Annotated in this window: 20 protein-coding genes; 9 read left to right on the top strand and 11 right to left on the bottom strand. The window is 46.8% G+C overall.

Features of this window, described 5'->3' with window-relative positions:
- Positions 1 to 9 precede the first annotated feature (9 nt).
- Both J0L70_RS07830 and J0L70_RS07825 read right to left on the bottom strand, forming a co-directional pair.
- The gene (locus J0L70_RS07830; RefSeq protein ID WP_287453949.1) at positions 10 to 684 is read right to left on the bottom strand and encodes an FkbM family methyltransferase; all 675 of its coding nucleotides are present in this window, start codon (positions 682 to 684) and stop codon (positions 10 to 12) included.
- Between the two features lie 60 nt (positions 685 to 744).
- A complete protein-coding gene (locus J0L70_RS07825) occupies positions 745 to 1,017 on the bottom strand; it encodes a hypothetical protein (protein WP_287453947.1) in 273 nt (90 codons plus the stop codon).
- Positions 1,018 to 1,195: 178 nt separating this feature from the next.
- Here J0L70_RS07825 and dxs point away from each other — a divergent pair, with 178 nt between their 5' ends.
- The gene (dxs, locus tag J0L70_RS07820; RefSeq protein ID WP_017289821.1) at positions 1,196 to 3,088 is read left to right on the top strand and encodes a 1-deoxy-D-xylulose-5-phosphate synthase; all 1,893 of its coding nucleotides are present in this window, start codon (positions 1,196 to 1,198) and stop codon (positions 3,086 to 3,088) included.
- Positions 3,089 to 3,156: 68 nt separating this feature from the next.
- On the opposite strand, the gene J0L70_RS07815 is transcribed toward dxs, so the two are convergent.
- Complete coding sequence (locus tag J0L70_RS07815; RefSeq protein ID WP_017289820.1) at positions 3,157 to 3,372, bottom strand: hypothetical protein; 216 nt, start codon at positions 3,370 to 3,372, stop codon at positions 3,157 to 3,159.
- A gap of 48 nt (positions 3,373 to 3,420) precedes the next feature.
- Positions 3,421 to 3,804: a type II toxin-antitoxin system VapC family toxin gene (locus tag J0L70_RS07810; RefSeq protein WP_287453945.1), complete on the bottom strand. Its 384-nt coding sequence runs from the start codon at positions 3,802 to 3,804 to the stop codon at positions 3,421 to 3,423.
- A 176-nt stretch (positions 3,805 to 3,980) separates the two neighbouring features.
- Here J0L70_RS07810 and rpmG point away from each other — a divergent pair, with 176 nt between their 5' ends.
- The 6 genes from rpmG to J0L70_RS07780 all read left to right on the top strand — a co-directional run bounded on the left by rpmG (position 3,981) and on the right by J0L70_RS07780 (position 7,934).
- Entirely contained in the window at positions 3,981 to 4,175 is a 195-nt protein-coding gene (gene rpmG / locus J0L70_RS07805; RefSeq protein ID WP_071596236.1) for a 50S ribosomal protein L33, read from the top strand.
- 86 nt (positions 4,176 to 4,261) lie between these two features.
- The gene (gene rpsR, locus J0L70_RS07800) at positions 4,262 to 4,477 is read left to right on the top strand and encodes a 30S ribosomal protein S18 (protein ID WP_017289818.1); all 216 of its coding nucleotides are present in this window, start codon (positions 4,262 to 4,264) and stop codon (positions 4,475 to 4,477) included.
- A 107-nt stretch (positions 4,478 to 4,584) separates the two neighbouring features.
- Positions 4,585 to 6,606 (top strand): ribonuclease catalytic domain-containing protein, encoded by a 2,022-nt coding sequence (locus J0L70_RS07795; protein WP_287453943.1) that lies wholly within the window; start codon positions 4,585 to 4,587, stop codon positions 6,604 to 6,606.
- A 76-nt stretch (positions 6,607 to 6,682) separates the two neighbouring features.
- Positions 6,683 to 6,910, top strand: coding sequence for a BrnT family toxin (locus J0L70_RS07790; RefSeq protein WP_242044680.1), 228 nt, complete (start codon positions 6,683 to 6,685; stop codon positions 6,908 to 6,910).
- Between the two features lies 1 nt (position 6,911).
- Positions 6,912 to 7,130: a hypothetical protein gene (locus J0L70_RS07785; protein ID WP_239741209.1), complete on the top strand. Its 219-nt coding sequence runs from the start codon at positions 6,912 to 6,914 to the stop codon at positions 7,128 to 7,130.
- A 225-nt stretch (positions 7,131 to 7,355) separates the two neighbouring features.
- Positions 7,356 to 7,934 (top strand): Uma2 family endonuclease, encoded by a 579-nt coding sequence (locus J0L70_RS07780; RefSeq protein WP_287453941.1) that lies wholly within the window; start codon positions 7,356 to 7,358, stop codon positions 7,932 to 7,934.
- 4 nt (positions 7,935 to 7,938) lie between these two features.
- On the opposite strand, the gene J0L70_RS07775 is transcribed toward J0L70_RS07780, so the two are convergent.
- The 3 genes from J0L70_RS07775 to psb29 all read right to left on the bottom strand — a co-directional run bounded on the left by J0L70_RS07775 (position 7,939) and on the right by psb29 (position 9,931).
- Positions 7,939 to 8,601, bottom strand: a complete 663-nt coding sequence (locus J0L70_RS07775) for a cation diffusion facilitator family transporter (RefSeq protein ID WP_017289813.1) — start codon at positions 8,599 to 8,601, stop codon at positions 7,939 to 7,941.
- 82 nt (positions 8,602 to 8,683) lie between these two features.
- Positions 8,684 to 9,127, bottom strand: coding sequence for a cyanase (gene cynS, locus J0L70_RS07770; RefSeq protein ID WP_017289812.1), 444 nt, complete (start codon positions 9,125 to 9,127; stop codon positions 8,684 to 8,686).
- A gap of 117 nt (positions 9,128 to 9,244) precedes the next feature.
- Complete coding sequence (gene psb29, locus J0L70_RS07765; protein WP_190652776.1) at positions 9,245 to 9,931, bottom strand: photosystem II biogenesis protein Psp29; 687 nt, start codon at positions 9,929 to 9,931, stop codon at positions 9,245 to 9,247.
- A gap of 148 nt (positions 9,932 to 10,079) precedes the next feature.
- On the opposite strand from psb29, the gene J0L70_RS07760 reads away from it, so the two are divergent.
- Positions 10,080 to 10,514 carry a hypothetical protein gene (locus J0L70_RS07760; protein WP_148664730.1) on the top strand — a complete coding sequence of 145 codons (435 nt, stop codon included), beginning with the start codon at positions 10,080 to 10,082 and terminating at the stop codon, positions 10,512 to 10,514.
- Here the strand turns inward: J0L70_RS07760 and J0L70_RS07755 are convergent.
- Positions 10,486 to 11,739, bottom strand: coding sequence for a vWA domain-containing protein (locus J0L70_RS07755; RefSeq protein ID WP_017289809.1), 1,254 nt, complete (start codon positions 11,737 to 11,739; stop codon positions 10,486 to 10,488). The genes J0L70_RS07760 and J0L70_RS07755 overlap by 29 nt on opposite strands.
- Before the next feature lie 205 nt (positions 11,740 to 11,944).
- Between J0L70_RS07755 and J0L70_RS07750 the strand changes: the two genes are divergently transcribed.
- Entirely contained in the window at positions 11,945 to 12,829 is an 885-nt protein-coding gene (locus tag J0L70_RS07750; RefSeq protein ID WP_287453938.1) for a bile acid:sodium symporter family protein, read from the top strand.
- Between the two features lie 100 nt (positions 12,830 to 12,929).
- On the opposite strand, the gene J0L70_RS07745 is transcribed toward J0L70_RS07750, so the two are convergent.
- Genes J0L70_RS07745 through J0L70_RS07735 form a run of 3 tightly spaced genes read right to left on the bottom strand, consistent with a single transcriptional unit; the run spans position 12,930 to position 16,509 of the window.
- Positions 12,930 to 14,273, bottom strand: a complete 1,344-nt coding sequence (locus J0L70_RS07745) for a cytochrome P450 (protein WP_287453936.1) — start codon at positions 14,271 to 14,273, stop codon at positions 12,930 to 12,932.
- The gene (locus tag J0L70_RS07740) at positions 14,270 to 15,511 is read right to left on the bottom strand and encodes an acetate/propionate family kinase (RefSeq protein ID WP_287453935.1); all 1,242 of its coding nucleotides are present in this window, start codon (positions 15,509 to 15,511) and stop codon (positions 14,270 to 14,272) included. Before J0L70_RS07740 ends, J0L70_RS07745 begins: the two co-directional genes overlap by 4 nt.
- A complete protein-coding gene (locus J0L70_RS07735) occupies positions 15,508 to 16,509 on the bottom strand; it encodes a 2-hydroxyacid dehydrogenase (protein ID WP_287453933.1) in 1,002 nt (333 codons plus the stop codon). Before J0L70_RS07735 ends, J0L70_RS07740 begins: the two co-directional genes overlap by 4 nt.
- Positions 16,510 to 16,595: the final 86 nt, after the last annotated feature.

The raw sequence follows: 16,595 nt of genomic DNA, 5'->3' as shown, positions 1-16,595 counted from the left end.
ATAAAACGGTCAATTTGCAAACAGCACAATATTGCGCCAAGTTCCAGCATCTAATTGCTCGATCGGCAAAACTTGATCGAGCGATCGCATCTCTGCATACTGCACGTAGCCCAATTCGCGCAAAAGTTGTTTCATTTCTGCTGCGGGTGTTCTGGCTGCTTTTAATGTGTCAGGATTGATTTCCATAATCAGAATCGGCTTTCGTGCGGCAATCATCTTTCTCGCGCCGTTGAGAAAACGATATTCACAGCCTTCCACATCCAGCTTCATCACCACTCTGCCCGGAAGACTCTGCCAATCTAGAGCATCAAACGGCTTCATGGGCACCGTCACTTTCTCATAGTCCTGAGTGCCCGAATGTTCTTGATACAATCCTGCTGCACCGGATGTATCTTTCGGAATCATCAACTCCACTTCGCCTTCTGAATCTCCAACAGCAATTTGATTCACCTGAAAAGGCGAGAAGCGATTTTCAGACAGTGAAAGTTCGATCGCTTTTGCCAGTTTTGGCTGCGGCTCGATCGCAATCACTTTGCCTTGAGTCGCGACTAATTGACTCGCTACGATCGAGAAACTGCCGTGATTTGCCCCGATATCCAAAAAGGTATCTCCTGCACTCAAGTAGCGCGCCAGAATCTTAGTATCTGCCTTATGGCTCATTAATTCATGCACCACCGGAAACATTCGCCAATCCTTCGCATCAAGAAAGACTGTAAATTCTGGAAGTTGAAGTTTGAGATACTGCTAGTTCGAGAATTTGGCAACCATTGGAAAAAGGAGATGTCCTCCTCGTAAATATCCGGCTCCTGTGAGGTCAAAGAACCATTGGCAATAGACTCCAAAGAAGCGATACAAACCAGGTAGCTGCTGTCTCAAAGTCGGATCACAGATCCACTGCAAAATTGGGCGTTGAAACACCCATCCCCCCATCCCGTCATACTTAAGAACAGAGGCAAGATAATTCAAACCTGGAATTGTTTTCACTGCCTTCTTCAGACGAAGGGTTTGAGAAGTCATAACTGTATGCAATGCAACGTCTTTCCCAGGATTCCCCATTGGTTCCCTAACTTTTCGTTAAGAGAAAACGTTGCAAATTGCATACAAGTACTCTGAATCATTACCCCCGATGGACTAGAGTGATAAGAGGTAGAGTTCCTCTACCGCTCACATCACGTCATCCGAAGGATACCCCGGTATGCATTTGAGTGAATTGACCCACCCAAACCAGTTGCACGGTTTGTCGATTTTTCAGCTTCAGCAAATTGCACGTCAAATTCGCGAAAAGCACTTACAAACGGTCGCAGCGATCGGGGGGCACCTCGGTCCCGGATTGGGTGTTGTCGAACTAACCCTCGCCCTTTATCAAACCCTAGATCTCGATCGCGACAAAGTGATCTGGGATGTCGGACATCAAGCGTACCCGCACAAACTGATTACGGGTCGTTATGCCAATTTCGATACGTTGCGGCAAAAAGACGGCGTTGCAGGCTATCTAAAGCGCTGTGAAAGCAAATTCGATCATTTTGGCGCAGGTCACGCTTCCACCAGCATCTCTGCTGCATTAGGCATGGCGCTGGCTCGCGATGCCAAAGGTGAAAATTACAAAACTGTTGCTGTGATCGGTGACGGTGCGCTCACTGGCGGTATGGCACTCGAAGCGATCAACCATGCAGGACATTTGCCCAAAACAAATCTTCTGGTGGTGCTCAATGATAACGAAATGTCGATTTCGCCCAACGTTGGTGCAATTCCCCGCTATTTGAATAAAATGCGGCTCAGCCCGCCTGTCCAATTCCTCACTGACAACATTGAGGAACAAATGAAGAACATGCCATTTTCTCCAGAGTTGTCGCGACTCAAAGAAGGCATGAAGCGACTGGCAGTGCCCAAAGTCGGAGCCGTGTTTGAAGAACTTGGCTTTACTTATATGGGTCCAGTCGATGGACATAACTTAGAGGAATTGATCGCAACCTTTAAAGAAGCGCATAAACAAACTGGCCCCGTGCTGGTGCATGTGGCAACCGTAAAGGGAAAAGGATATGCGATCGCCGAACAAGATCAAGTCGGCTACCATGCCCAAACGCCATTTAATCTGGCAACAGGTAAAGCGATTCCTTCGAGCAAGCCCAAACCTCCGAGCTACTCGAAAGTGTTTGGCGAAACCCTAAGCACGCTGGCTGAAAACGATCCTCGCATTCTCGGCATCACTGCAGCGATGGCAACGGGAACCGGATTGGATATTTTCCAAAAACGAGTGCCCAAGCAGTATATCGATGTTGGGATTGCTGAACAACATGCTGTCACTTTGGCAGCAGGTCTCGCGTGTGAAGGAATGCGTCCAGTCGCGACGATCTATTCCACCTTCTTGCAACGCGCTTACGACCAGATCGTGCATGATGTCTGTATCCAGAACGTTCCGGTGTTCTTCTGTATGGATCGTGCCGGAATTGTTGGCTCAGATGGACCGACACATCAAGGCATGTATGACATCGCCTATCTGCGATCGATTCCCAACATGGTGCTGATGGCTCCGAAAGATGAAGCCGAATTGCAGCGCATGATTGTCACGGGAATCAATCACACGCAGGGACCGATCGCGATGCGTTATCCGCGCGGCAATGGTTATGGTGTGCCGTTGATGGAAGAAGGTTGGGAAGAATTACCGATCGGTAAGGCTGAAATTCTCCGTCAAGGGGATGATTTGCTGCTGCTTGGATATGGCTCGATGGTCTATCCCGCAATGCAAACGGCTGAAATTCTCAGCGAGCATGGCATCGAAGCAACTGTAGTGAATGCTCGGTTTGCGAAGCCGCTCGATGAAGAGTTGATCCTGCCATTGGCTCAAAAAATTGGGCGAGTCGTGACGCTGGAAGAAGGCTGTCTGCAAGGTGGATTTGGGTCTGCGGTTCTCGAATCCTTAATGGATGCTGAGGTGATTGTACCTGTGACGCGGATTGGTGTACCGGATATTCTGGTCGATCATGCGACTCCAGATCAGTCTAAAGCGGAGTTAGGTTTAACTCCCCCTCAAATGGCAGAACGAATTCTGAAATCGTTTGCGAAACAGCCCTCTGTAGCAGCGATTTAGATACGATCGAGGTTCCTAGTTGTAGAAATTAGGAACCTCGATTTTTAAGAAGAAGCGTTATGGCAACTTCATTTTTTGCGGTTCGATTCTTGAAAATCCAGAACTTTTCCATATAGACTCGCAACAGATTCCTGATCAAAAAGCACATCTTTCGTCTTAAGATAATCACCATTTCCCAGATGGCAAGCTGCCCAGAACTTCGCGACTTCTGAGGGTTCCATATTCGCTAAGAGGATCTGTAACCCCTGCTGAAGAACTTGTTGTTCATTCTTCACTTGAATCATTGCTGCTCATCTCCAATACAAAATCCGCTGGGTTGACAACTCTCATCGTCAGAGCTTGGCAAGATTAATCAATCGCTTATCGCAAGTAATGAAATAATCGCTATTTGCCGTCTCAGCACATGCCACATGAAGTGCATCGATCGCTTTCACTCCATTATGTCCTAGTTGTTCTGCTCGCTGCTGGATCGCCTCATTCACTTCTTGTCGGATTTCAGCAAGCTGAAGATATCGAGTCATCGCTTCTTGCCGGAGCGGATCTGAATTTCGGCTATTTTCGTACTCCAACACAGAGGATGTAACTAATTCAACGATTCCAGCTTCAACCATTTGTAGAATGATTACGACTGCTTGAAGTTCAAGGAAAATTTTCGGTTGAGTTTGATCATCGAAAGGGCGATTGTAGGCACTTGTATCCAGATAGATTCTTGTCATTCAATCAAGCAAAACTAATGTTGCCATCTTAAAATCTCCTCAGAAATTACGATCGCACTTTTCGTAACTCGATTCCAGAATTGAAATCCCAAATTTTTCCGTCCAAACCCCTGTAGATGTGGAATAATAGATCTTCGTGTCTTGACACATTTATCGTTCTCGTCAGTGAAAAAATCATGGCAAAGAATAAAGGCGTAAGACTAATCATTACGCTGGAATGTACCGAATGTCGGACGAATCCGGCAAAGCGTTCTCCCGGTGTTTCTCGCTACACCACCTCTAAGAATCGTCGTAACACCACAGCTCGTTTAGAACTGAAGAAGTTCTGTACGCACTGCAACAAGCATACGGCTCATAAAGAGATCAAATAACCGAATCTCGGTTGTCAGCAAAAGCTGGTAAGTTTTTGCCCGCAGTGATAACTGCCGCCCAATGACCTTTTACCAAACATACTTCCATGAGCTATTTCCGTCGTCGAATTTCTCCAATCAAACCAGGTGATCCGATCGATTACAAAGATGTCGATCTCCTGCGCAAATTCATCACCGAACGCGGCAAAATCTTGCCCCGTCGAATCACAGGACTCACTGCAAAACAACAACGGGATTTGACCGTTGCGATCAAGCGCGCCCGTGTGATTGCATTACTGCCCTTCGTCAACGCAGAAGGCTAAAAGAATTGTTTTAGGGAGATGGGGAGATAGGGAGAAGTGCCACCGCGATTCTTGCTCCCCGTTTCCCCATCTTTTGTGATCACCCTAGTTACACCCCACAGATTTCAATGGAGAAGGGAACCTTAGTCGAATTTCGCGTCAATGGTGAGCGTCGTCTCGCTGTTGCCGAGCGTCCAGAAGGCAAAAAGCACTGGATCGTAATTGACGATCGTTCTCAGAATCATACGCTTCACCCGCGACAAATCACCTACGAAGTCGCCAACCAAAGTTTTAAACCGACGGATATCCCTAGTTTTCTCAAAGAGACGCAGCCTTATCTCGACCCTTCAAGCCTAGAGGTTGCTTGGGAAATTCTTATCGAAACCGGAGACAGCACTAACCCTGAGGAAATGGCAATACTGCTGTTTTCCGACAAAAGTGCAGCGATGTGTTACGCTGCTCACTACTTACTTTCAGAAGATAAGCTTTACTTTAAGCAGAAGGGCGATCGCTATGAGCCACGTTCTGCGAATCAAGTGGCAGAATTAAAGCATCAGATCGAGATGGAAGCTCAACGCCAACGCGAATGGCAGAGTTTCTTAGAGCGAGTCCGATTCGCCTTGGACGGGGAAACGGTCGAATGGCAAGCCAGCGATCGACCTCGTTTAGATGCGTTAGAGCGATTTGCAGTCAGCGAAGAAACTCCCAATCGGGCTAGCGCACTCGAACTGATGTCTGCTCTAAAGCGTCCTGAAACCTCTCCCGCCGCCTTTCAACTTCTCGTTGACCTGAGAATTTGGAGTCCTCACGAGAACTTGTTTCTACGGCGCGCACAGGTTCCGATGCAATTTTCTCAGAAGGTTTTGGAAGTGGCGCACCACCGTTTGGAATCCCCACCTGAAGATTTAGATGTCAATCGTCTTGATTTGACACACTTAAAGGTTTATACGATCGACGATGAAAGCACAAAAGAAATCGACGATGGTTTGAGCTTGGAAGTGTTACCTGATGGGCGAGAGCGCATTTGGATTCATATTGCTGACCCGACTCGGTGGGTGGTACCGGGGGATGAGTTAGACCTCGATGCGCGCAAGCGGATTACAACGATTTATTTGCCAACGGGCATGATTCCGATGTTTCCGTCGGAGTTGGCGACGGGTCCGATGAGCTTGAATCCGGGTGTAATTTGCTGTGCGTTGAGTTTTGCAGTGACCCTGACCGCAGAGGGTGCGATCGACGAGTACAGTATTCATGCGAGTTCGATTCGATCGACGTATCGTCTGACCTATGATGATGTCGATGAAATGCTGCATTTAAACGTGCAGGGCGAACCGGAAATCGAAGGATTAGCCAAGTGGGCAAAGCAGCGCACAGCATGGCGGCAGACTCAAGGCGCGATTAGTATTCATATGCCGGAGTCTTCGATCAAAGTCAAAAATGACGGAGAAGTGACGATCGAGGTTCTAGACGATTCGATGTCTCGGCAATTGGTCGCTGAAATGATGATTTTGGCGGGTGAAGTGGCGGCGCGCTATGCTCAGACTCACAGTTTGCCATTACCGTTTAGGGGACAGCCTCAACCAGAGCTTCCTTCAGATGAGGAATTATTGCAGCTTCCAGCGGGACCAGTACGATCGTGTGCGATTCGGCGCTGTATGCCTCGGAGCGAATTGACGATTACGCCTGCGCGTCATGCGAGTTTGGGATTAGATACGTATACACAAGTCACTTCTCCCATTCGCCGTTATAGCGATTTACTCGCGCATTTTCAGATCAAGGCGCATTTGCGGGGCGATGTACTGCCCTTCTCTGAAGAAGAAGTCAAAGAATTGATGATCAATATTGGCTTAGCTGTTCAAGAAGCGGTCTTTGTCGAGCGGCATACGAATCGCTACTGGAGTTTGGAATATCTCCGCCGACATTCAGATGAGGTTTGGGATGCTCTGATGCTGCGCTGGTTGCGAGAGCATGAAGGCTTAGGATTAGTGTTGCTAGAAGAGCTAGGTTTAGAATTACCAATGGTGTTTCAACAACGATCGATTCGCCCCGGTGATCAATTGCGCTTGAAAGTCAGCTTAGTTGATCCACGTCGCGATGAAATCCGATTCCAAGAAGTAACTTCACAAGAAGCTCAGCAGGTTGCAGGTTAATTAAAGGTTACAGTAGGCGCGATTCGCATGGAGTTTGAGTGGAACCCAGAGAAAGCGGAATCAAATTATAGAAAACATGGCATCTCCTTATGAAGCAGCAGCAACTGTATTTGATGATGCTCTGTCTTTCACCTTCCCAGATCCAGATCATTCGATCGGAGAAAGTCGCTACGTTATCATTGGGATGTCTCAATATGGAGAACTGCTAGTTGTTGCTCATACTGACCGAGACGAAAAAATCCGAATTATCAGCGCCCGAAAAGCCACTCGTTCAGAAAGGAGGTTCTATGAGCAAGGAGAATGAGATGGAAGATGAATTACGCTCTGAGTATGACTTTTCTCAACTTGGAGAAGGAGTCCGAGGGAAATATATTGAACGATATCGAAAAGGAACCAATTTAGTTCTCCTAGCTCCTGATGTTGCACAAGCTTTCCCAACCGAAGAAGATGTCAATAATGCTTTACGGCTATTGATGCAAGTTGCTCAGCGCCAAGTGAGTAGATCATCCGAGTCAGAGGCATAGGCGGCTCGATTCGCCCCGGTGATCAATTGCGCTTGAAAGTGAGCTTAGTTGATCCACGTCGCGATGAAATCCGATTCCAAGAAGTAACTTCACAAGAAGCTCAGCAGGTTGCAGGCTAATTGTGAGCATTTACATTGCTACAATTTAGAGCCAGCAAGCTAGCTCTAATTGCTGCTGGATGATTTGAATTGACCTAGAATTAGACCAAGCATTCAATTTCTAGTCATGCCTACTGCACAGACTCATTCTCAGGATTCTGTAATCCGGCTTCATAACAAAAGTTGGCAAGATTTTGAGCAAATGGATCGTCTTTTCTCTGAGGTGAAAAGGCGGTTGAGTTTTTATCAAGGAACCATTGAATTACGGATGCCTGGACAAGACCACGAAGTTTTTTCGGGAATCATTGCTTTTCTGCTAGGACTTTACTGCTTGGACAAAGGAGTCTGGTTTCTTCCCACAGGAAGTTTTACTCAGAAAAAACCTCCTGAAGCTGCGGCAGAAGCAGATGAAAGCTATTGTTTTGGGTCTAGAAAACCGATTCCAGATCTCGCGATCGAGATTATTTTCACTTCTGGTAGTGAGTCTAAATTGTTGAAGTATCAAGCTCTAGGAGTGCTAGAAGTCTGGTTTTGGGAAGATGGTGTATTTAAGCTGTATCGCTTATCTGACAATGGATATCAAGCGATTCAAAGCAGTTTGATTCCAGGGTTAGAAGATTTGGATATTCAACTTCTCAGTCGATGCGTTTTGATAGCAGAAACGGATATGCAGACTGCTGTCAATGAATTGAGAAAAGGGATTTAGGAAATTAGCGTCGTAGCTCTTGAATGCTCTGGCGAATCAGTGGAATGGTTGAGCCTAGAATTAAAACTGCGATCGCTAAACTAATCGCGCCATCTGCCCACATCCAATGGAATGCAGCAACCGCGATCGCTGCGATAATCACTCCAATTGCTCCCAACGCATCTGCGACCACATGCAGGAAAGCGGCACGCAAATTCAAATCGAATTCGCTGCCTTGATGCAGCACTGCAATGTTAATTCCATTGACAACTAAGCCTACGATCGCAGTCAGTAACATTGGAATGCTGGAAATCTCTGGTGTAGCCGTTTGAAATCGCTCGATCGCTTCCCAAATAATCCAAATCGTGACGGCAACTAGTCCCAAGCCATTGAGTAAAGCAGCCCAAGTTTCAGGCGATCGGCTCGGTTTAATCGCAACGGTGTTCTCTCCAATCCAGCCCCATTGCATCGGAGATTGAGCGATGCGAGTGGCGAGCAATGCCAGCAACAAAGCAAAGCAATCAGAAACTAAATGTCCTGCTTCAGCCACTAATGCAAGACTATGACTTGATAGCCCGATCGTACATTCCGCAACAGCGAAACTTCCCACCAGAATGAGAGCGGTGAGAAGTTGACGCTGTTTGGTTTGCGGATCGTGGACAGGACAGGAACAATCGTGCGGGTGCATCGGCTCTCTCAACTAACACAAAGAGTCAGGGATCTCTGACTGTGATTAGTGTAGATGAGTTTCCGAGGATTGTCCGAAAAATCTACCACTTCTTATAAGGGAGGAATTTTCCATTCATTGTGACGAGGACGCGATCGCCTTTTGGATCTTCAACTTTCTCAATATCAAGCGTGAAGTCGATCGCGCTCATGATGCCGTCGCCAAATTTCTCATGGATAACCTCTTTCATCGGCATTCCATACACCTGCATGATTTCATAGAACCGATAGACCAAAGGATCTGTCGGCACGATCGGCCCTAATCCTTTCACCGTGGAGCTTACTAATTCAGGCACAAGATCCAGGCTTAAGCCTAATGCTTCTAATAATTTGGTTGCTTCTTCTTCAGATGCACTCGCTTGTCGATAAAACAACGCTGCGATCCAAACTTCATCGCGTCCAAGCACAGATTCGAGATCTGCAAAGCTCAATCCTTTTGCTTTTTTCGCGGCGAATAGTTTCTGTGAAATTTCTGGAATAGTCATCATGCAATCAAACTCGATACCGTTCTACTTGTAGTCGAGTTTGATCCCGCTGCGTTGTTACAAACGATACAAAAAATGGGGAGCGCTTTCTACTCTCCCCATTCTGCATTTGCGATCGCCTTATGATTCAGACGTTGCTTCATCTTTCGGTTTTGCTTGGGCTTGCTCACGCTCTTCTCGTTTTTTACGATCGGCAGCCAAAGCTTCTGCAATCACAACTTGCATCTGATTCATTTTTTCGAGATTGCTGCGATACAGTTCTAAATCTTTCTGAACTTTCTCTTCGGAAATATTTAACGCTTGGCAAATTTGCTTAAACGTCTCGTTCAGTTTTGCGGTGTCTTTGACCACATCAGGGCTAGACGCTTCCAAAATCGTATATAAACCCACGGCAAAAAGGCGGCTGTACTTGAATTTTGGATTCGACGCGACGGCTTGTAACGCCTCTCGATAATCGTATGCCTTATCTGGAATCAGCATTGAATCCCAAGCTGCGCTTGATGCCGTCGAAACTAATCGCTGAGCATCAGTGCGATATTGCTGTGGATCCGCTTCTAATGCTTTGCATAATGCTGTAAAAATCGACTCTTTATCAGCTTCAGGGCGATACCCTTGCATAAAGCGATCGAAAGTTGTCACGACACCCAATGCATAAAACGGGTCGTAACGAAAATCAGTATTCACAGCCAGTAGGTGCATTTCGACCATCAATTCTTCCACGACTCGGCGGAAAATCGAATTCACCGGACGGGTGTGAAGACTATAAAACGATCGCTTAGTATCGGAAACAGTACGGACGCTATTCACGGTTTAATTTCTGTGGGATTCTACATTCAACTATTGTAAAGGGTATTGTGGGATCGATATTTTTTTGATCAACCTAGGGAACTGAATCTGCCAAAATCATTCAAGCCATTTGTATTCGGATGAGGTCTGTATGCAGCGCTTAATCACTATGACACTTGCTCTTGCCATTTTGGGTCAGAGTTCAGCAATGGCAGCACTTCCTGATGTTGAAACGTTTAATTTCGTGATGAGCAAATATAGTCTGCTGATGCGGCAGACGCGGGATGGTTGCGAATTTTATACAGATCCAGAATTTATCGTGGCACGTCAGGAACGCCCCAATCAGCCAGATAAAAATATTCGTCAACTGATCGTTGTGCAGACGATGGGAAAAAATAGCGGGACAGCGTGCAGTGGCGTGTTTCAGTTTCTCTATGCAGATGTGAATTGCAAAACCAATCAGATCACGTATACCAACGGAGTCGGCTCTCCTGCCACTTGGAAAACCGATCGCTATTCTGATCCACAGATGACGAAAAAGATTTGTGCGCTGCCGACGGTTGAATTCGGTACGCCTACTCAGAATCTCCCGCCTGCAAAATAGTTTTAGAAACGAGTCGAGTTTTTTTACGATCGACTTCCGATAAGTCTTCTCCTAAACTCAGTTGAGTTGCATTAGTTTGTAAAACGGTTGCCGCATTGCGATCGCCCATTTGCAAAGCAGTTTGTGCGGCTGTTTGCAGCATGGTTACGGCTCCTTGTCGATCACCTTGCTGCAATTTGGTTTCGGCGATTTGGGTTTGTCGATATTTTGCGAGAGCGAGAATATGCTGCTGAACGTCTGAGTTTGGTGCGGGTTGGTATTGAGTTTGAGCTGTAATTTCAACCGGGAAGGTTTCAGAGGCGAGTGCTAATTCACCTGAAGTTGGATCATCGTATTTCACTTGAATTTCGGCGATCGTATTTTTCCCTTCCGGCAACTGCGTCAGGTAAACATTCGCCAAAATCACGCGAGGTGAGCCGACCATCAAATCGCCTAAGCGCGCGCCGACTAAGTTATCTTCATGCTGCACAAGTAATTCGACGGTTTCGGGTGCAACTTGGGCGACAGGCTTAAAGTCTGCGAGGCGAACTCCTGGCGATAAAACAATGCGTAAAAAGGCATTCGTTAAGCCGATCGATTGAATGCGATCGAACAATCGCCCAAACTCTGTCACCGCTTGCTCAGGTTCTTGAATATAAGAAAGTGCCCCACCACCCGCATCGGCGATTTTTTCTAAAACGTCTTGATTCCAAGCACTTCCGAATCCGAGTGAATTAATCGACAGACCGTATCCGGTCGCGACTTGAGCGAGTTTGAGACAGCGATCGTTACTGCCGTGTTCATTCTCTCCGTCCGTCAAGAGAAACATTTGTGAAACGGCATTCTTTTTCCCTTTTGCGACTTCTTCTATTCCGAGTCGAATCCCTTCGTCGATCGCAGTGCCGCCCGACGCTTCCAGACGGTTTAAGGCAAGTTTTAACGGCTCTGGATCCTCAACGATTTGATTGGGGAGGAGAACTTTGGCTTTGTGATTGAACGTGACGATCGAGAGTCGATCTCCTGGGGATAAGCGATCGATGAGCCTAGCGGCGGCTTGTTGAACAGTTTGCAGCGATCGACCTGCCATCGATCCACTCTGATCGAGAACCAGACAGAGATTGAGCGGAGTCTCACGAGGCGACGCTTGGGGGATGGCTTCGATCGAGATTGCCATCTGACGCTGACTACTTGCTTGAGCAGCATCAATATGGACATCACTCAGCGCACAGTTCAAACCGACCTGCATGATAACAACTCCACTTTGGAGAACTTTGACTTGCTCAACAACTACAGCTTAGCTTATGCTCTCTCCGCATTCGGATTGCCGAACGATTCAAATTGATTGGTTCGAGTTTGTCTGACGGGTGCAGGGAGTGTGAGCAGAGCATACCGAAACTCTGAACATATTCTTGTATGATACCTGTGCAAATCAAAATCAATGTCTAATAACGATGCAGAGCAACATCTTCACCTCTGTTTTACTGCCGCTGGCTCTGGCAATTGTGATGTTGGGTATGGGGTTAAGTCTGGTTGCAGAAGACTTTAAACGAATTACTCGTGATCCCAAAGCAGTTGCGGTGGGCACGATCTGCCAGCTATTGCTGCTGCCGCTGATTGGGATACTGATCACGTTGGTTGTGCCCATGCAGCCCGCGATCGCGGTTGGTCTGATTGTTCTAGCAGTATGTCCGGGTGGTCCTTCTTCTAATCTCATAACTTATCTGGCAAAGGGCGATGTTGCTCTGTCAGTAACGCTCACAGCGCTGAGTAGCATCGCTACTGTGTTTACGATTCCGATTTTTACAAATCTGGCGCTGCAATATTTCCTAGGGCAAAGTGCGGCAATCGCTCTACCGATTGGGCAGACCATGCTGCAAATTTTTCTGATCACACTGCTACCGACAGCGATCGGCATGGCAATTCGTCATCAGTTTCCTGACACAGCACGCCGTCTAGAAAAGCAAATGAGCCGACTTGCCATAGGATTGTTAGCGCTGATTATTGTGCTGTTGCTGGTACGAGAAGGAAGTAAGCTCCCAGGATTTCTGGTGCAGGTAGGAATCGGTGTCGTATTGCTCAACCTCCTGGCAACACTGGCAGGATTTCTGGTCGGAAAGCTGTTTCGGCTGCCGCTCGCTCAACAAATCTGTATCGCTATTGAAGTCGGGATTCAAAACGGAACGCTAGCAATTGCTATCACTGCGGGTCTACTCAACAACCCCGATATGGCTGTGCCCGCTGCGGTTTATAGCTTATTGATGTATATTACTGGCTTCGGTTCTATCCTTTATGGCAGACAAGCGAGCAGTAGAGTGTCCAGTAGTTTACTACAGTAAATCTGATGGGGATAGGGAGCAATGTGAATCTGGGTTCTCCCCACTCCCCCATCTCCCCACTTCGCACGACTAGCTTAAAGTCCTGAACCTCGAAAGATATCTATGGCTTCTCAGTCAACACCATTCGCACTCCACCTGTCGGAGCGAGCGTAAACCCACGGCGCTGTAGTTTCACAGGTTTATCGTCAGCTAAAGCAAGTTGGTATTTCGATAAGATTGTTGCCAGAACGAGCTTCATTTCCAACTGAGCCAGCGCATATCCCAAACATCGCCGACTCCCGCCTCCAAAGGGAAAATACTCAGCAGGCGAGTACTGTCGATCGAGAAATCGTTCCGGCTCAAAGTGGTGAGCATTTGGATATAGCTCTTCTCGATAATGCACCAGATAAGGAGATATCCAGAGAGTCGTCTCTGCATCAAATGAATAGTCTGCAACCTTCACAGGCACTTTAGAAATGCGCGGAAACAGCACAGGAATCACAGGATACATTCGGAGTGTTTCCTGACAGATAGCATTCAAGTAGGGAAGTTGAGCCATGCTCATTGGAGACGCATGTGCATCTAGGCTTTCAAGCTCTTTGAGCAATTTCTCACGCACTTCTGGCTGTTGATGAATCTGGTAAAACGCCCAAGATAGAGTTGTTGCAGTGGTTTCATGTCCAGCAAACAAGATCGTGAGCAATTCATCTCTCAATTCTTCATCGCTCATGGCTTGCCCAGTTTCATCTCGCACTGCCATCATCAGGCTGAGAACATCACTCCGTTTCTCATCTCCCTTCGTTCTTCTCTCGTCAATTTCTGCCTGAAGTAGGTCATGAATTTGGCGTTGGCGCTGTTGCATCCGTCCCCAAGGAGTCCAAGCTCCCCAGTCTTTCTGCAAAAATTTTAGGAATAACATGCTCGATCGTGAAGGTGAATCGGTCATGTCCAGCCATTCGGTCAAGAGAACTTTAAGCTGTTGATATCGCTCTCCTTCACTCAACCCGAAAACAACTTGCAAGATGATTTCTAAGCTGATGTTTTGCATCGAGGTTCGGACAATAAAAGGCTGTCCAACTTGCCACTGACTTGCCACTTGATCAGCAACTTTGCAGATTTGCGTGGCGTAAGTGTGCAGTCTTTCCCCATGAAAAGGCGGCATGAGTAATTTGCGTTCTCGTCGGTGGCGATCGCCATCCAGTAACAGCAAAGAATTTCGTCCTAACAGCGGTTCTGCGAGCGCATTACCCCGTCCCATATCAAACTTTGCATCTTGATTAAAGATTTCCTGAATCGCTTTCGGATTGGCAATGACGACAGACAATCCCAGTCCAGCCAGTTGCATGGTAAAAACATCACTATACTTCTGAGTGTATTTGTCCAGGAATCCAAGCGGATCAACAATCCAATTGAAAAGTTGCACCCAAGCTGGAGCCGTAATCTGATTCGGGAGTTGGCTCATCATGATTGTTTCTCGTGAAGCGATACATGTTTAGCTCTTAAACGATAGCATTCTTGAGCGATCGCCCAATCTTCTTGCGTATGAATGACTAAAACTCGCACCGTTGAATCTGTTGTGGCAATATCTTGATCAACGGGGCGATTTTCATTCTTGTGAGCATCAAGCTTTAAGCCCAGAAAACCAAAGGATTCACAAGCTAGAGAACGCACAATCGCTGAATTTTCCCCCACGCCTGCTGTAAAAATCAAAGCATCTACCCCTCCTAAACTGGCGAGCATTGCCCCGATGTAAGCGCGCAAGCGATGAATGTAAATGTCGAGTGCTAACTGTGCTTGAGAATTGTTGTCTGCGATCGCCTTCATGACTTGGCGCAAATCAGCAGAAACGCCAGAAATTCCTTTCAAACCTGATTCTCGATTCAGTTCGCGATCTAAGCGATCGACAGAATAGCCTTCTTGTCGCATCAAGTGAATTAAAATCCCTGGATCAACCGAACCAGAGCGCGTTCCCATCATTAAGCCATCGAGCGGCGTGAATCCCATTGTTGTATCAATACTATGTCCTTGGGCGATGGCAGAAAGTGAGCACCCGTTGCCAAGATGACACACAATCAGGCGCAAGTCTTCTAAGTTTCGCTGTAACAAGTGTGCGGCTCGTTCAGCACAGTACTGATGACTAATGCCATGAAATCCATAGCGCCGAATTCCTTGCTCGACCCAAGCATAAGGAACGGGGTAGATTGCAGCAGCATCGGGGATTTGACGATGAAAGGCAGTATCGAATACGGCAATCTGTGGAATTTCAGTTCCTAAAAATTGCTCGATCGCTTCAATACCTTCGAGATTAGCAGGATTGTGATTTGGAGCCAGCGTGGAAAGACGATCGATCGTTGCTTTCACTGTTTGATCAATCTGTACAGGTTGAGAGTATTCTTGCCCACCTTGTACGACTCGATGTCCAACCACATCAATGTCAGTCGGGTGATTGAGAACTGCGGTCTTCCCTTGCCAAAGCATTGAGAGCAGATGCGCCATAATCTCAAGACGCGATTTGACTTCAATCTCTTCTGTCAGTTCTTCAGTTGCGGTTTTGACCTTGATCTCTGCAAAGCCGGGATGATGTGCCCAATCGATCGCGGCTTCCCACATTGGCTCTGGGGGTTCATTGGGTAGGCGATCGTCGATTGAATACAGACAACTCTTTTGGCTGCTTGAGCCTGCGTTCAGCACCAGAATTTTCATAGTAAAGCTGGAGAAGGGTGGTAGACAACTTCGTTCTTCAATGGCTTTCCTTGCTCAAAATCTGAAATATTGGAGAGCGTTGTTGTTGCGATCGCTTCTAAGGCATTCCGAGTAAAAAATGCTTGGTGCGCGGTAATCAAAACATTCGGAAAAGATTGTAAAAGCTGAAAGGTGTCATCTTGAATAATGGTGTCAGACAGATCTTGGAAAAATAAGTTCTCTTCCTGCTCATAAACATCAATTCCTAGATAGCCAATTTTGCCAGTTTTAATTCCTGTGATCACAGCATCCGTATCAATTAAAGCCCCCCGACTTGTATTGATCAGCATGACTCCGGGCTTCATTTGTGCGATCGCACTTTGATCAATCAAATGATAGGTTTCTGGCAACAATGGACAATGCAGCGAGATAATATCAGACTTCTCAAATAGTTCAGGTAAGGAAACATACTGTGTCAATTGCTCGTTTGGATAGGCATCATATCCAATCACAGAACACCCAAATCCCTGCATGATTTGAGCAAAGACCATGCCAACTCTGCCTGTACCAATCACCCCAACGGTACACCCATGCAAATCAAATCCAAGGAGTCCTTCTAATGCAAAGTTATCATCTCGAACTCGATTGTAAGCTCTGTAAATTTTACGATTCAACGCCAAAATGAGAGCAACGGCATGTTCTGCAACGGCATAGGGAGAATAAGCTGGAACACGGACTACTTTGATGTCTAGCTCTGCTGCTCGTTGTAAGTTCACGGTGTTAAATCCAGCCGATCGCAAGGCGAGAAGCTGAGTTTCATTCGCAGCGAGACTGTTCAAAGTGTCGGTATCTGCGACATCATTCACGAACATACAAACTGCGGGATAGCCTGTCGCAAGCATTGCCGTATCGGCGTTTAGTGGTACTTCAAAAAAGGTGATGTCGTGCTGATAGGTTGCATTGATAGCTTCAAAAAATCGGCGATCGTATGATTTGGTACTGAAAAAAGCAACTTTCATAAATCTGGCTCACTTTGCGACGATCATTTTAACGAAATTGCCTGTGCGAGTCTTGTCTCTTCAGCTACGAGTTCTGATTCTTTGGA

The organism is Leptolyngbya sp. UWPOB_LEPTO1 (assembly GCF_017302695.1).
Classification (GTDB): domain Bacteria; phylum Cyanobacteriota; class Cyanobacteriia; order Leptolyngbyales; family Leptolyngbyaceae; genus Leptolyngbya; species Leptolyngbya boryana.
This window is presented reverse-complemented; position numbering and strand designations above follow the sequence as displayed.

Bases quoted from the DNA above. Each gene is read 5' to 3' on its own strand.
- J0L70_RS07830 (WP_287453949.1), bottom strand. From the start codon at position 684: ATGTTTCCGGTGGTGCATGAATTAATGAGCCATAAGGCAGATACTAAG.
- J0L70_RS07825 (WP_287453947.1), bottom strand. From the start codon at position 1,017: ATGACTTCTCAAACCCTTCGTCTGAAGAAGGCAGTGAAAACAATTCCA.
- dxs (WP_017289821.1), top strand. From the start codon at position 1,196: ATGCATTTGAGTGAATTGACCCACCCAAACCAGTTGCACGGTTTGTCG.
- J0L70_RS07815 (WP_017289820.1), bottom strand. From the start codon at position 3,372: ATGATTCAAGTGAAGAATGAACAACAAGTTCTTCAGCAGGGGTTACAG.
- J0L70_RS07810 (WP_287453945.1), bottom strand. From the start codon at position 3,804: ATGACAAGAATCTATCTGGATACAAGTGCCTACAATCGCCCTTTCGAT.
- rpmG (WP_071596236.1), top strand. From the start codon at position 3,981: ATGGCAAAGAATAAAGGCGTAAGACTAATCATTACGCTGGAATGTACC.
- rpsR (WP_017289818.1), top strand. From the start codon at position 4,262: ATGAGCTATTTCCGTCGTCGAATTTCTCCAATCAAACCAGGTGATCCG.
- J0L70_RS07795 (WP_287453943.1), top strand. From the start codon at position 4,585: ATGGAGAAGGGAACCTTAGTCGAATTTCGCGTCAATGGTGAGCGTCGT.
- J0L70_RS07790 (WP_242044680.1), top strand. From the start codon at position 6,683: ATGGCATCTCCTTATGAAGCAGCAGCAACTGTATTTGATGATGCTCTG.
- J0L70_RS07785 (WP_239741209.1), top strand. From the start codon at position 6,912: ATGGAAGATGAATTACGCTCTGAGTATGACTTTTCTCAACTTGGAGAA.
- J0L70_RS07780 (WP_287453941.1), top strand. From the start codon at position 7,356: ATGCCTACTGCACAGACTCATTCTCAGGATTCTGTAATCCGGCTTCAT.
- J0L70_RS07775 (WP_017289813.1), bottom strand. From the start codon at position 8,601: ATGCACCCGCACGATTGTTCCTGTCCTGTCCACGATCCGCAAACCAAA.
- cynS (WP_017289812.1), bottom strand. From the start codon at position 9,127: ATGATGACTATTCCAGAAATTTCACAGAAACTATTCGCCGCGAAAAAA.
- J0L70_RS07760 (WP_148664730.1), top strand. From the start codon at position 10,080: ATGACACTTGCTCTTGCCATTTTGGGTCAGAGTTCAGCAATGGCAGCA.
- J0L70_RS07755 (WP_017289809.1), bottom strand. From the start codon at position 11,739: ATGCAGGTCGGTTTGAACTGTGCGCTGAGTGATGTCCATATTGATGCT.
- J0L70_RS07750 (WP_287453938.1), top strand. From the start codon at position 11,945: ATGCAGAGCAACATCTTCACCTCTGTTTTACTGCCGCTGGCTCTGGCA.
- J0L70_RS07745 (WP_287453936.1), bottom strand. From the start codon at position 14,273: ATGATGAGCCAACTCCCGAATCAGATTACGGCTCCAGCTTGGGTGCAA.
- J0L70_RS07740 (WP_287453935.1), bottom strand. From the start codon at position 15,511: ATGAAAATTCTGGTGCTGAACGCAGGCTCAAGCAGCCAAAAGAGTTGT.
- J0L70_RS07735 (WP_287453933.1), bottom strand. From the start codon at position 16,509: ATGAAAGTTGCTTTTTTCAGTACCAAATCATACGATCGCCGATTTTTT.